Annotated in this window: 10 protein-coding genes and 1 pseudogene; 9 read left to right on the forward strand and 2 right to left on the reverse strand. The window is 72.7% G+C overall.

From position 1 onward, the window contains the following. Positions 1-938: 938 nt before the first annotated feature. Entirely contained in the window at positions 939-1,535 is a 597-nt protein-coding gene (locus GT045_RS17040) for a histidine phosphatase family protein (RefSeq protein ID WP_161334695.1), read from the reverse strand. Positions 1,536-1,776: 241 nt separating this feature from the next. Between GT045_RS17040 and GT045_RS17045 the strand changes: the two genes are divergently transcribed. The 9 genes and pseudogenes from GT045_RS17045 to GT045_RS17085 all read left to right on the forward strand — a co-directional run bounded on the left by GT045_RS17045 (position 1,777) and on the right by GT045_RS17085 (position 11,744). Next, complete coding sequence (locus tag GT045_RS17045) at positions 1,777-2,721, forward strand: phosphatase PAP2 family protein (protein WP_161292075.1); 945 nt, start codon at positions 1,777-1,779, stop codon at positions 2,719-2,721. Between the two features lies 1 nt (position 2,722). After that, the gene (locus GT045_RS17050) at positions 2,723-3,859 is read left to right on the forward strand and encodes a hypothetical protein (RefSeq protein WP_161334721.1); all 1,137 of its coding nucleotides are present in this window, start codon (positions 2,723-2,725) and stop codon (positions 3,857-3,859) included. Beyond that, on the forward strand, positions 3,850-5,439 hold the full coding sequence (locus GT045_RS17055) for a hypothetical protein (protein WP_161334696.1): 1,590 nt from the start codon (positions 3,850-3,852) through the stop codon (positions 5,437-5,439). The genes GT045_RS17050 and GT045_RS17055 overlap by 10 nt, the downstream gene beginning before the upstream one ends. Continuing rightward, positions 5,436-6,773, forward strand: a complete 1,338-nt coding sequence (locus tag GT045_RS17060; protein ID WP_161334697.1) for an AAA family ATPase — start codon at positions 5,436-5,438, stop codon at positions 6,771-6,773. Before GT045_RS17055 ends, GT045_RS17060 begins: the two co-directional genes overlap by 4 nt. Before the next feature lie 200 nt (positions 6,774-6,973). After that, complete coding sequence (locus GT045_RS17065) at positions 6,974-7,192, forward strand: hypothetical protein (RefSeq protein ID WP_345942668.1); 219 nt, start codon at positions 6,974-6,976, stop codon at positions 7,190-7,192. Further along, positions 7,179-7,708, forward strand: a pseudogene (locus GT045_RS17070) (DUF6879 family protein). The gene GT045_RS17065 and the pseudogene GT045_RS17070 overlap by 14 nt, the downstream one beginning before the upstream one ends. Further along, on the forward strand, positions 7,692-8,549 hold the full coding sequence (locus tag GT045_RS17075; protein ID WP_345942669.1) for a helix-turn-helix transcriptional regulator: 858 nt from the start codon (positions 7,692-7,694) through the stop codon (positions 8,547-8,549). The pseudogene GT045_RS17070 and the gene GT045_RS17075 overlap by 17 nt, the downstream one beginning before the upstream one ends. A 763-nt stretch (positions 8,550-9,312) precedes the next feature. Next, positions 9,313-10,329 carry a hypothetical protein gene (locus GT045_RS17080; protein WP_161334698.1) on the forward strand — a complete coding sequence of 339 codons (1,017 nt, stop codon included), beginning with the start codon at positions 9,313-9,315 and terminating at the stop codon, positions 10,327-10,329. Positions 10,330-10,646: 317 nt separating this feature from the next. After that, on the forward strand, positions 10,647-11,744 hold the full coding sequence (locus tag GT045_RS17085) for an LLM class flavin-dependent oxidoreductase (RefSeq protein ID WP_161334699.1): 1,098 nt from the start codon (positions 10,647-10,649) through the stop codon (positions 11,742-11,744). Here the strand turns inward: GT045_RS17085 and GT045_RS17090 are convergent. After that, positions 11,723-13,531: a bifunctional diguanylate cyclase/phosphodiesterase gene (locus GT045_RS17090; protein WP_161334700.1), complete on the reverse strand. Its 1,809-nt coding sequence runs from the start codon at positions 13,529-13,531 to the stop codon at positions 11,723-11,725. The two genes, GT045_RS17085 and GT045_RS17090, sit on opposite strands and share 22 nt — an antisense overlap. Between the last annotated feature and the right edge of the window lie 202 nt (positions 13,532-13,733).

Below are 13,733 nucleotides of genomic sequence, written 5' to 3' on the forward strand. Positions count from 1 at the left end.
TGTCGGCGTTCCCGGACCGGCACGCGCGCGCCGCGGCTGGGCGGCTACGGCCGGGCGGTACGGGCGGCTACGGCCAGGCGGTACGGGCGGCTACGGCCAGGCGGTACGGGCGGCTACGGCCAGGCGGTACGGGCGGCTACGGCTGGGGCGCTGCTGCCGCACCGGCGGGCATCGGGTGTGTCGGCGTTCCCGGACCGGCACGCGCGCGCCGCGGCTGGGCGGCTACGGCCGGGCGGTACGGGCGGCTACGGCCAGGCGGTACGGGCGGCTACGGCCAGGCGGTACGGGCGGCTACGGCCAGGCGGTACGGGCGGCTACGGCTGGGGCGCTGCTGCCGCACCGGCGGGCATCGGGTGTGTCGGCGTTCCCGGACCGGCACGCGCGCGCCGCGGCTGGGCGGCTACGGCCGGGCGGTACGGGCGGCTACGGCCAGGCGGTACGGGCGGCTACGGCCAGGCGGTACGGGCGGCTACGGCCAGGCGGTACGGGCGGCTACGGCTGGGGCGCTGCTGCCGCACCGGCGGGCATCGGGTGTGTCGGCGTTCCCGGACCGGCACGCGCGCGCCGCGGCTGGGCGGCTACGGCCGGGCGGTACGGGCGGCTACGGCCAGGCGGTACGGGCGGCTACGGCCAGGCGGTACGGGCGGCTACGGCCAGGCGGTACGGGCGGCTACGGCTGGGGCGCTGCTGCCGCACCGGCGGGCATCGGGTGTGTCGGCGTTCCCGGACCGGCACGCGCGCGCCGCGGCTGGGCGGCTACGGCCGGGCGGTACGGGCGGCTACGGCCAGGCGGTACGGGCGGCTACGGCCAGGCGGTACGGGCGGCTACGGCCAGGCGGTACGGGCGGCTACGGCTGGGGCGCTGCTGCCGCACCGGCGGGCATCGGGTGTGTCGGCGTTCCCGGACCGGCACGCGCGCGCTACGGCTGGGCGGGGGTTCAGCCCGCCAGGTGCCCCACGTCGTTCCAGCTCTCGATGGCCGGTTCGCCGTAGGCCCAGCCCAGGACGGACAGCGAGGTCGGGTTCAGGCGGATCCGGGCCGCGAAGTCGAGGGGCAGCCCCAGCCACCGCGCGCCGATGGACCGCAGGATGTGGCCGTGGGCGAAGACCAGGACGTCGCGGTCGGCGGAGCGGGCCCAGGACACCACCTCGTCCGCGCGCGCGGTGACCTCGGCGAGGGTCTCGCCCCCGGGGACCCCGTCCCGCCAGATCAGCCAGCCCGGCCGGACCGCCTGGATCTCGGCCGGGGTCATCCCCTCGTACGCGCCGTAGTCCCACTCCATCAGCGTGTCCCAGCGCTCGGCCCGCTCGCCGAACCCGGCGAGCTCGCACGTCTCCCGCGCGCGCGACAGCGGACTCGTGCGCACCTCCGCGCCCGCCAGGCCGTCCAGCGGAGCGCGGTGCAGCCGTTCCCCGAGCAGCTTGGCCCCGCGCCTGCCCTCTTCCAGCAGCGGCACGTCGGTCCTGCCGGTGTGCTTGCCGGACAGCGACCACGCCGTCTGTCCGTGGCGGGCCAGCAGGATGCGCGGTGCCATGAGAGACCTCTCCGGGAGAGTGACGTCACACGGACGCCACCGGGACGACAACTGGATGCGGTCCCTCCATCATCGCGCACCCCCCTGCCAGGCAACCGTGCGGGCGCTCCCGGCGTCTTCGAGGGCTGAGCGCGCGCCCAGGTGTGACCGGAGCGCCCGCATGGGTGTCGCAGGGACGCCGTAAAGTGGCACGGTCGCCCGCGGGGGCGCACCGCACAGCAGAAGGGGGAGGGCGATCGGATTGCCGCAGACCGAGACACCGGGCACCGAGGTGGCCCCACGATCCCGGCTGCGCTGGTGGACCGAGCTGCCGCTGATCCTGCTGGTCTACGGCTGCTACTCGGCCGGACGGCTCCTCGCGCGCGGTGACGTCACCAGCGCCGTCGACCACGGCCTGACGATCCTGCGCATCGAGAAGGCACTGCACCTCAACGCCGAGCACCCGCTGAACCGGCTGTTCACGCGGGAGTCCTGGCTCGGGGTGCCGGCCGACTTCTGGTACGCCTCGCTGCACTACCTGGTCACGCCCGCCGTCCTCGTCTGGCTCTTCCACGCGCGTGCCCGGCACTACCGCGCGGCCCGCACCTGGCTGATGACGTCCACCTTCATCGGTCTGATCGGCTTCACGCTGCTGCCGACCTGCCCGCCCCGGCTGCTCTCGGCCGGCCACGGCTTCGTGGACACGATGGCGCAGTACAGCTCGTACGGCTGGTGGGGCGGCGAGGCCAGCGCCCCGCGCGGCATGGGCGGCATGACCAACCAGTACGCGGCGATGCCGAGCCTGCACGTGGGCTGGGCGCTGTGGTGCGGGGTGATGCTGTGGCGGTACGGCGGCACCCGCGTGGCGAAGGTCTTCGGCGTCGTCTACCCGCTGATGACCGCGCTCGTGGTCATGGGCACCGCCAACCACTACTTCCTGGACGCGGTCGCGGGCGTCGCCGTGATGGGCGTCGGCCTCCTGCTGGCGCCGCGCGTGATGCGGGCCGCCGACCTGGTCCGGACCCGCCTGTCGCGGCGCACGGCACCGGTCGCGGACGGGACGGGTTCCCCGATTGTCAGTGCCGGATGCCAGACTTCCGCGGGTGAGCGAATTCCACGGCAGCGCGAGTCGCAGCACGACGCCGCGGCCGGACCGGACGCCTCCCCCACCGACGCGGGAGAAAGCGCTCCGGCACCGGCTCGCTGAGCTGCGCGGTCCCGACGTACCCGCCAGGTCCCTGGACGCACGCGCCCTCGCGGCGCTCGCCGCCAACCCGGGGTGCGCCCGCCGGGCGGTCCTGGACGGCGCCGGGGTGGACAAGGCACGGCTGGCCACCGCGCTGGGCTCACCGTCCGGCTTCGGGCAGTCGCAGTTCGCGCTGACCCGGGGCAACGCGTTCGAGGCGCGGGTGAAGGCGGACGGCGGCGCGGAGCTGCTGCGGCTGGCGCACACCCACCTGGACCCCGGTGCCGAGGAGCCGGAAGGCGCCGCCGTGCCGGACCTGAGCGCACAGGGCCCCGAGGGGCGCACGGCGCGTACGGCGCTGGCGCTGCGCGAGGCCGTGCGGGCCGGCGGCTGGACGCTGCTGGACCATCCGATGCTCGTCCTGGACGTGGCGGGCTCACCCGCCTTCCTGGAGCCGGACGCCGTGGTGGTGCATCCCGACGGCAGCTGGTCGGTGGTGGAGATCAAGTCCTTCCCGATGGTGGACGGCTCCGCGGACCCGGCGAAGGCGGGCGCGGCGGCCCGGCAGGCGGCGGTGTACGTGCTGGCGCTGGAGGAGGTCGCCGCGCGGCTGGACCCGGCCCCGCGGGTGCACCACCGGGTGCTGCTGGTGTGCCCCAAGGACTTCTCCAACCTGGCGGCGGGCTGTGCCGTGGACGTCCGCAAGCAGCGCGCGGTCACCGCACGCCAGCTGGCCCGGCTCACCCGTATCGAGGAGCTGGCCGGCGCACTGCCCGAGGGCACGTGTTTCGCGCCCGACCGGCCCGCCCAGGAGCTGACCGCGGCCGTGGAGGCGGTGCCCGCGACGTACGCGCCGGAGTGCCTGTCCGCCTGCGAACTGGCCTTCCACTGCCGGGACCGGGCCCGCGAGGCCGGCGTGGTCACCCGTCTCGGCCGGCCCCTGCGGGCCGAACTGGGCGGCCTGGCCACGGTCGAGGAGGTCCTCTCGGCGGCCCGCGGCGAGTCCGGCGACCCGGACGACCCGGCGGTGGCCGCGCTGCGCCGGGCCGCGGCCCTGCGCGCGGAGGCCCTGCGGGACGCCGCGGAAGCCCGCCGGGAGGCCGCGGAGGCATCGGCCACGGCGGCCGCCGGACGCACGGCGGTGACCGCGTGTCCCTGATCACCACCCTCGCCCGGCTGGAGGCGGTCGGCACCGGCCGGGCGCAGCCCGCCGCGACCGTCCGGCACCGGCATCTGTCCGACCGCCCGCTGGTGTTCGTGCCGCTGATCACCGCCGGTGAGACCGGTGCCCCGCTCGGCGCGCTGGTCGGCACCGACCGGGACGCGCCCCGGCTGCTGGCCGTACCGCAGCCCCGGGACCGCGATCTGCGCTTCACGTTCCTCGCCGAGCTGGCCGACATCGTCCTGCCGTACATCGACGCCCACGCGGAGTCCGTGGAGGCGGCCGAGCGCACCGAGACCGACCCGGAGACCGGCAAGCGGGTCAAGGTGGCGGCCGAGCTGTGCGCGGACGCGCCCCAGCTGATCGTGCCGAGCCGCGCGGGCCTGGACCTGGTGCGGCTGCTGGGCCGCTCGATGCGGTTCCGGCGCACCGCCGAGCAGGACCCGGACGCCCCCTATCCGGCGCCGCCCCGGGTGCCGTTGCTCGGCCGCTGGCTGACCCACTACGGCGAGCGGGCCCGGGTGCCCGGATCCTCGCTGCTGCTCGCCCTGACCGAGGTGCTGGCCCGGCACTGGGCGACCGGCCAGTCCGGGCTCGAGGACCAGCACCTGGGCGCGCTGCTCGCCTGGATCGACCCGCCCGCTGGGCTCAGCGGCGCCGAGGCCGCCCGCCGGGCCGAGCTGGAGCGGGACGCGGCCGGGCAGCTGCTGTGCCCGCCGGCCGGCCCGGCCACCGACCCGGCGTTCGACAACAGACTGCTGGCCCCGGCGATCGAACGCTACGACCGCGCGCGTACGGCCCTGGCCGCCGCCGAGGACCCGCTGGAGGCCGACGGCCGGCTGGCCGCGCTCACCCTGGCCGAGCGGGACGTCCGCGACCTCGTCGAGAGCCGCACCCGGCCCACCTGGGACGCGGTGTGGCGGGGCCTGGACCTGCTGCGGGAGTTGCCCGCGGGCGGGCATGTCGAGGGGCGCTGGACCCGGGACCGCTGGTCGTTCACCGGGCACCGGGACCGGGTGCTGGCCGGGGAGCCCCCGCAGCCGCGCCGGGACGACGCGGTGACGGCGGCGAACAAGCTGGCCACGCGCGAGCGCGAACAGGCCCGTCTGGAGGCCCAGGAGGCGCTGGACGACCCGCTGGTGATGGCGGGGCGGCGGCTGGCCGGGGAGGCGTTCGCGGGCGAGGTGACCGATGTCGTACCGGCGTACAGCGAGGGCAAGCGGCCGAGCCCGCGCCCGCTGGTGACGGTGCGCACGGAGGACCGGCCGCATCTGGCGGAGCGGGCGAAGGTGTACCGCTCGCTGGACGGCAGGCCGCAGGCGGCGGAGTTCGTCGGCCCCGAGGGCGACGGTGTGCTGGTGCTGCGGATCCTGGACAAGATGGGCCGCGGCAGGGAACCGGAACCCGGTTCGGTGCCGGAGAAGGGCGACCGGGTCTGCTTCACGGTGTTCGAACACGAGCAGCGCGGCGGCGCGAAGCTGCCCGAGCCGGAGGAGACGCCCTGGACGCACGGCGGGCCGCCGGGCGAGCCGCGGCCGGAGGCGCCCGACACGGTGACCGAGGAGGACGTGCTGTGACGACCGTCGACTTCGACCCCGCAGCCGCGGCGGGCCGGGCGACCGACGCGATCCTGCGCGACACGCTGCACGGCACCGAGCGGGGCGTGGTGGTGGACTCGCCGCCGGGCGCGGGCAAGTCGACGCTGGTGGTGCGGGCGGCCCTGGAACTGGCCGGCGCCGGGCGCCCGCTGATGGTGGTGGCCCAGACGAACGCCCAGGTCGACGACCTGGTGCTGCGCCTGGCCGAGAAGAACCCGGAGCTGCCCGTCGGCCGGCTGCACAGCAGCGACGCCGACGCCTACGACAAGGCGCTGGACGAGCTGCCGCAGGTCCGTACGTCGGCGAAGGCGGCCGAGCTGAACGGCCTGCCGGTCGTGCTGTCCACCGCCGCGAAGTGGGCGCACGTGAAGGCGGACGAGCCCTGGCGGCACGCGATCGTGGACGAGGCGTACCAGATGCGCTCGGACTCCCTGCTCGCCGTGGCGGGTCTGTTCGAGCGGGCGCTGTTCGTGGGCGATCCCGGGCAGCTGGACCCGTTCGCGATCGTGGGCAGCGAGCAGTGGGCGGGGCTGTCGTACGACCCGTCGGCCTCCGCGGTCAGCACGCTGCTGGCGCACAACCCGGGCCTGCCCCAGCACCGCCTGCCCGTCTCCTGGCGGCTGCCCGCCTCCGCGGCACCGCTGGTCTCGGACGCCTTCTACCCGTACACCCCGTTCCGCAGCGGCACGGCCCACGGCGACCGCCGCCTGGCCTTCGCCGTTCCCTCCGACGGCTCCGGCCCGGACCGGGTGATCGACGAGGCCGCGGAGTCCGGCTGGGGGCTGCTGGAGCTGCCCGCCCGGCACACCCCGCGCACGGACCCGGAGGCGGTCCGGGCGGTGGCCGCGGTGGTGCGCCGGCTGCTGGACCGGGGTGGTGCGGCGACCTCGGAGCGTTCCCCCGCCCCCACGCCCCTGAGCGCCGACCGCGTGGCGGTGGGTACGGCCCACCGCGACCAGGCGGCGGCGGTCCGCGCGGCCCTGGCCGGACTGGGGGTGCCGGACGTCACGGTGGACACGGCGAACCGTCTGCAGGGCCGGGAGTACGACGTCACGGTCGTCCTGCACCCGCTCTCCGGCCGCCCCGACGCCACCGCGTTCCACCTGGAGACCGGCCGGCTGTGCGTCCTGGCCTCCCGCCACCGCCACGCGTGCATCGTGGTCTGCCGCGCCGGCGTGAGCGACCTGCTGGACGACTACCCCGCCACGGAACCGGTCCAGCTGGGCACGCTGGTGAAGTTCCCGGACGGCTGGGAGGCGAACCACGCGGTCCTCTCACACCTGGGCGAACACCGGGTGGCCTGGCGGCCCTGACGTGCCACGGTGCCATGGGCTTGCGGTGGCCGGTCATGCACCGTGCGCGTGACCAGCCGCCGTCCTACCTGCTCAGGCAGTATCGGCCGGTGACTCACACCCACGGGTCTATGCGACTTCGTGACTGGACGAGGGGCCACTCTCGCCCCTCGTGTATGACGGCCCGTAACTTGCCGACCACACAGACCGGAGGGGTCTCAGTGGACGAACTGCTGATAAGTGCTGGCGGGCCGTGCAGGAGCGGCGGTGACGACAAGTGCGGGAACGGCGACTGCCCTACCGTGTACTCCACCCCGGAGCCGGGCATGTTGGCCGTCCAGGGTTACGACGTGGTCCACCCGACGCCGGAAGGTGAGTCGGTCGTACTGATCCCTGAAGACATCCTCAAGGAGGCCGCGCGTGCCCGTGGATGGCTCTAGCCCCGTACTGCTGGACGGTGACGAGTGGCAGGCGTACTTCCGCGACTTCAAACGCTCCGCGTTCCGGCTGGAAGTCCACCAGACCTACACCATGCCTGCCGAGGGTGAGACGGTCCGTGACTTCCTCGCCGGCGCGTCGATGCCGGAGGGCTTCAACGCGCCATGGCACCAGACGATCCGGGACCATGCGGCGGCCGGGCGAACGATGACCCGTGCCAAGATCGTGCGCCGCCCGCTCACGCCGTACAGCCGGTACCTGTTCGAATGGTGCATCCCCGGAAACTCGCGGCCGGGGAGGATTACCGGATAGTTGATCTGACGGATCGGCCGAACCCCGGGCTGCCGGAGCAAGATTTCTGGCTGTTCGACGAAACGACCGTGGTGCATCTCAACTACCGTCCCGACGGAACGCAGATCGATCGGGAACTGATCCAGGACCCGGACATCGGTAAGTATCTCGCGTGGCGGGATCTCGCGCTAGAAAGTGCCGTACCGTTCAGTGCCTATCGAACCTGAGACGCAAGCACGGGAACGGAAGGATCTGGCGGAGGCCCTTCGAGGTCTCCGTCGCGCTTCCGGCCTCAGCGGCGAACGCCTGGCGTTGCGCTGCAACATGAGCCAAACGAAGATCAGCCGTATTGAGACCGGTCGTGCCCTGCCAACGGTCATCGATGTCGAGCGCATCCTCAAAGCGCTCGCCGTGCCTGACGAGGTGGCCGACGAACTCCTTCGACTGGCACGCAGAGCCAATGTGGACTATGCATCCTGGCGTGCCTATGCGCGCGTCGGCCTCTATCACAAGCAAGCCGAGCTAAGGGCCCTTGAGTCTTCCTCGCGGGTGATGCGGCACTTCCTCCCAGCCATCCCCACAGGCCTGCTGCACGTGCGTGAGTACGCCGTCGAGACTCTTTCGCCCACGGTGACCAGTGACCCGGCCAGGGACGTCGCACGGGCCGTACAGGCCCGTATGGACCGTCAGGCCATCCTGGACGACCCATCGCGCTCGTTCTGGTTCCTGATGACCGAACAAGCCGTCAAGTGGCAACGGGCAAGCATCGAGGCCATGGCAGCCCAGTGCTCGCACATGGCCGAGATCAACAGGAAACCCAACGTCGCGATCGGGATAGTCCCACAGGGGGTGCACGTTCCCGGCACCCCTATGAACATCTTCGTGGTCTACGACGAACGCCTTGTAACCGTCGAACTTTTCTCCGGTGAAGTCGTATTGCGTGACCCGCGGGACATAACCCAGCACCTTAGTTTGTTCGAACTCTTCTGGTCGCACGCGTTGACTGGTGACGACGCTTCCGCCTTCCTGGAACAGGCAGCCGGCGGTTTTATGCGTCAACGTAACTAGCTCTCCACGCGGGCTCTTTGAGACGCCATGATGGACTCATGGAGAGTGAACGGAAAAACGCGGGACCCGGAGGCATTCCCACTGAAGGGACGCATCTGTCCGAGTTGCCGTGCGAACCTTCGGCTATTCCCGGCTGCCCGACTTGCCTTTCCCATTCGGTCGCCAGGGAGAACGCTCGTTCCACGGGTGACTACAGCGCAGTGTCCGACAGCAACGTCAGGTTGCGCCAGCACCAGGCGGGGGCGCACTGATGGACATGCAGACGTGGCGGGACAGCCGCAGTCGCGCGGACAGAGCCACCAACGCACTCCGTGAAGCGCTGGCCGCTCTCGGCCTCCCTGAACGCATCCAGCGACACCTTCGACCGATGGTCACCCACCGGGGCGCACCGTTCGTACATGTGGGCATGCTCTCGGCCGAGCACGCCGAGCACGCCGAGCAGACAGCGGAAGCGCTCCGCTTCGCGTCCGAGGCGCGGAGCCTGGCGACCGCTTCTCAGGAAACCGGGCGTAGCTCGGATATCACGCGCCTGTCCCTCTCCCATTGACTCCCGCCCAATAGGCGGCGGACCGGCGGACCAAGCGGACCAAGCTGGAAGCGGCGGACAGCGACCGGCGCTGAGCACGCTTCGCGCCGACCGCTGGCACGGCACCGAACGTCCCCCGCCAGAATGAGCACGATGCAGATGAAATCCGGGTTCCGACGTATACACGCCGGGTGGTGCGCAGGGGCGTGCCTGCTGGCTCTGGCGCTTCTGGGGCTCGTGCTCCACGGCACCGGGGCCTTCGACGCGGGCAGTGACGACCGCTCACTGGACCGGGCCTGCGACGGCACCCTGGCCCAGGACGGGCTCCGGACGGCTCTGCACTCGTCACACCTGAGCGCCGACGACGAGGGCGACGGCGATTACCTGGCCGCCTGCAGCGTCCACAACTCGGCATCCGGCCCGCAGGGCAGCTCCCTGGAACTGAAGCTGCGCTGGAGCAGTGCGGCGGCCCCCTCCGGGACCCTCGCCTGGTACGACGAGGACTACAACGGGGTGAAGGCGCAGGCGGCCCCGCTCGGCCACGGCTGGTCCGGCGTCGTCAGGTACGACAGCGGCACCTATCAGGTCATGGTCGCGCTCGACTGCGTGAACCAGAAGAGCAAGGCTCTGGTTGCCTACGGTGACCTGCTCGGTACGGCGAACAGTGCGACTCTGGGCGGACTCGGCCGGGTGACCACCGAGACCGCCCAGAAGACAGCCGAGAAATTCGGCTGCCAGGCGAAGACCGGCAAGCGGCTCACCGGCCTGTCCGCCGCACGGCTCGGCACGCCCGGCACGGCCAAGCCGCTGCGACAGGCCGAGGGCTCGTGCGTCGCGCTACGGGGTACGACGGCGGCCCGGAACGCCACTCCTGAGGTCATGGAGTACCCAGCGGATCCCGACGCTCCGCAGACCAACTGCTACCTGGTGACGAAGACCGGGAAGCCCGGCTACGGCCTGTACGCCTACTACGGTGCCGCCGCCAAGGACTTCCTCACGAGCGAGCGCGGCCACCTCAAGAAGGGTTACGGCCCCACCGGCAGCGACCGGGACTATGCCTGGGCCACCGCGACGTGCCCTCAGTCCGCGCAACCGGCGGTGTTCGTGCTGTACCACCTGTACGACAGGGACACGGACAGCTATCCGGTCCCGCACCACTCCGCGACGTTCGCCGAATTCGCACTGAAGGCCTTCGCCGACCACGAAACGACGCAGCGCGGCTGCACCGCCGTGCACATGATGTCCCGGGCATAGAAAATCCGGCGGACGGTCACAGCCCTGGTTGAGCACCGCCTGATGGCAGCGGCGGCGGCGCTCTGCAGCCCCGCGGAGTTCCGCAAAGTCCCGCGCCGCAGGGGGTCCGCTCACCGCTCATCCCAGAACGAACCGGTTTCGGTACGGATGATCTGCAGACCCGGCAGACCCGGCAGACCCAGCAGACCCGGCAGATCCGGCAGGTCCGGCAGGCCCCGGGGCGGTTCTGGAGGGCCCGGTCGTGGAATAAGCGGGGACTCCCTCCTGTTAAGGGTCGCAGGACAGAGCAAGGCGGCTCGGAACAGGGAGGCCATACCGTGGCGGCAGACGAGGCAGACGAGATCCGGGGCACGACGCGCGGGAGCGCCCCCGTCCCCCTCTCCGTGCTGGACCTGGTGACCGTCGGCGCGGGCAGCACCGCCACCGACGCCCTGCGCACCAGCGTCGCGCTCGCCCGGCTGACGGAGGCCCGGGGATTCCACCGGTACTGGGTCGCCGAACACCACTCCATGCCCGGCGTGGCCTCCTCCTCCCCCGCCGTGATCCTCGCCCATCTGGCCGCCCACACCGACCGCATCCGGCTCGGCTCGGGTGGCGTGATGCTGCCCAACCACGCCCCGCTGGTGATCGCCGAGCAGTTCGGCACGCTGGAGGCGCTGGCCCCGGGGCGGATCGACCTCGGCCTCGGGCGGGCGCCGGGCACGGACGGGGCCACGGCCGCCGCGCTGCGCCGCACCGAGACCCTGAACGAGGGCGCCGACGACTTCCCGCAGCAGCTCGCCGAGCTGACCCGGTTCCTGGACGACGACTTCCCCGACGGGCACCCGTACCGGCGGATCCACGCGATCCCCGGCCCGGTGCAGGGCAGCAGCCCGGGCGGCGTGCAGTCCCCGCACCGCCCGCCGGTGTGGCTGCTGGGCTCCTCCGGCTTCAGCGCCCGGCTGGCCGGCCTGCTCGGCCTGCCGTTCGCCTTCGCGCACCACTTCTCCGCGCAGAACACCATCCCGGCCCTGGACCTGTACCGCCAGACCTTCCGTCCCTCCGCGCTCCTCGCCGAGCCGTACGCCCTCATCGGTGTCTCGGCCCTCGCCACGGACGACGAGCGGGAGGCCCGCCGGCAGACCCGGGCGATGGCCCTGAACATGATCCGGCTGCGCACCGGCCGGCCGGGCCTCTTCCCCGACCCGGAGGAGGCCGAGCGGCACGAGTTCAGTCCGATGGAGGAGGAGTTCGCCGCCTCCTGGACGACGAACATCGTGCACGGCACGGCCGACGAGGTCCGTTCCGGCCTGGACGACCTGCGCAAGCGCACCGGCGCCGACGAGCTGATGCTCACCTCGCACGCGCACCGCGGCGACCTGCGGCTGCGCTCCTACGAGCTGATCGCGGACGCCTACGGGTTGCCGACCGCGTAGGTCTGCGTCCCCAGCAGCAGCTCGGAGATACGATCCGGCGGCACCGGGCGTGAGTACAGCCAGCCCTGCCCGGTGTCGCAGCCGATCCGGCGCAGCCGGGTGGCCTGGGCCGAGGTCTCCACGCACTCCGCGGTGACCGTCAGCCCCAGCCGGTGCGCGAGCTGGATCATCGCCTCCACGATGACCTCGTCGGCCGGGTTCGGCACACCTCCCTTGGCGGCCTCCTCGTACTGGAAGCCCCGGACGAAGGAGCCGTCCAGCTTCAGGGTGGAGACCGGCAGGCGGCTGAGGTAGGCGAGGTTGGAGTAGCCGGTGCCGAAGTCGTCGATCGCGATGCGCACGCCCATGTCGCTGAGGGCCTGCAGGGCCTGGATCGGCCGCCCGGCGGAGCCCATCACCGCCGACTCGGTCAGTTCCAGCTGGAGCAGGTGCGGGGCGAGCCCGGTCTCGGCGAGGATCTCCGCTACGTCGGCCACCAGGTCGGAGTCCCACACCTGGCGTACGGCCACGTTCACGCTGACGAAGATGGGCGGCTCGCCGGGGCGGTCCAGCTGCCAGCGGCGAGCCTGGCGGCAGGCGGTGGCGAGCGCCCAGCGGCCGAGCTGCACGATCGAGCCGTCCTCCTCGGCCAGTCCGATGAACCGATTCGGCGTCAGCGTGCCGAACTGCGGGTGGTGCCAGCGGATCAGGGCTTCGACGCCGTTGAGCCGGCCGTCCTCCATGGCCACCAGCGGCTGGTACTCGAGGGCGAACTCCCCGCGTTCGATGGCGGGCCGCAGCGTGGAGGACAGGGCCTGCCGGGTCATGCGGTGCGCGTTGCGCTCGGGGTCGAACAGCGTCCAGCGGCCCTTGCCGTCGGCCTTGGCCCAGTACAGGGTCGTGTCGGCCGCCTGCATCAGTCCCGTGGCCGTCGTACCGGCCGCGTGCCGCTCGACGACGCCGATGGACGCGGTCAGCGACAGCCGCTGCCCGGCCAGGTCGAAGGGCTCCTCCAGGGCCTTCAGCGCGGACTCGGCGAGGTCGGCGAGCTGTTCGGTGCCGGTGGAGTCCTCCACCAGCAGGGCGAACTCGTCGCCGCCGAGCCGGGCCACCAGAGGCGTGGCCGCGCGGGCGTAGCCGGTCCGGTCGGCGACGTGGGTCAGGCGTTCGGCCACGGCCGCGAGGAGGCGGTCGCCGAAGCGGTGGCCCAGGGTGTCGTTGACGGCCTTGAAGCCGTCGACGTCCAGGTAGCACAGGCCGATCCGGCCGGTGCCGCCCTGCTCGTACGCCCCCGCCTCCAGCGCGGCCGTGAGCCGCTCGAAGAACAGTGTGCGGTTGGGCAGCCGGGTCACCGGGTCGTGCATCTGCAAGTGCCGTAGCTGTGCCTGGAGTTCGCGGCGGGCGCTGATGTCCGCGACCGACAGCAGGACGCCCGGCTCGCCGCCGGCCAGCGGGGCGACGGTGACCCGGACCCACACCGCGTGCCCCTCGGGGTGTTTCAGCCGGCGGGTGCAGCGCAGGCGGGCCTGGCGGCCGCTCAGCACCTCGCGGTAGGCGTGCCAGCCGCGGGCGTCCGAGGCCAGGTCCACCAGGTCGGCGGCGGACCGCCCGGTGAACGCGGCCGCGTCGGTGCCGAGCAGCTCCCCGAGGGCGGTGTTGGCGCTGACGACGAAGCCCTCGGGGGAGACGACCGCCATGGCGAGCGGGGCGGCCTCGAAGACACGGTGGTAGGTGGTGTAGTGACTGTCTGTGACGGCTGACCGGTCGAGGTCTGCCGCGGGCGTCGGCCCTTCGGACGTTCCGCTCACCGCTCGCTCCCGCAGTGCACTCGATCTCTGTCCGTGCCGGAAAGTGTGCCGATCATAGAGGCTGGCCCCGGGCCCTTCCAGCCACTCTCCAGTGTCCCCGACCGAGCACAGGTTCCGACAGATCGTTTCTGCCCGCACCTGGACAGGTTCTTCGCACCCCCGACCAGTTGTGACGTTCCGTGAGCATTTCGGGGTGTCGGGC

The sequence above is a fragment of the Streptomyces sp. SID486 genome, assembly GCF_009865385.1.
GTDB lineage: Bacteria > Actinomycetota > Actinomycetes > Streptomycetales > Streptomycetaceae > Streptomyces.

What these genes read in the sequence shown, in the direction of transcription:
- GT045_RS17040 (WP_161334695.1), bottom strand. Translation starts at nt 1,535, where the DNA reads ATGGCACCGCGCATCCTGCTGGCCCGCCACGGACAGACGGCGTGGTCG.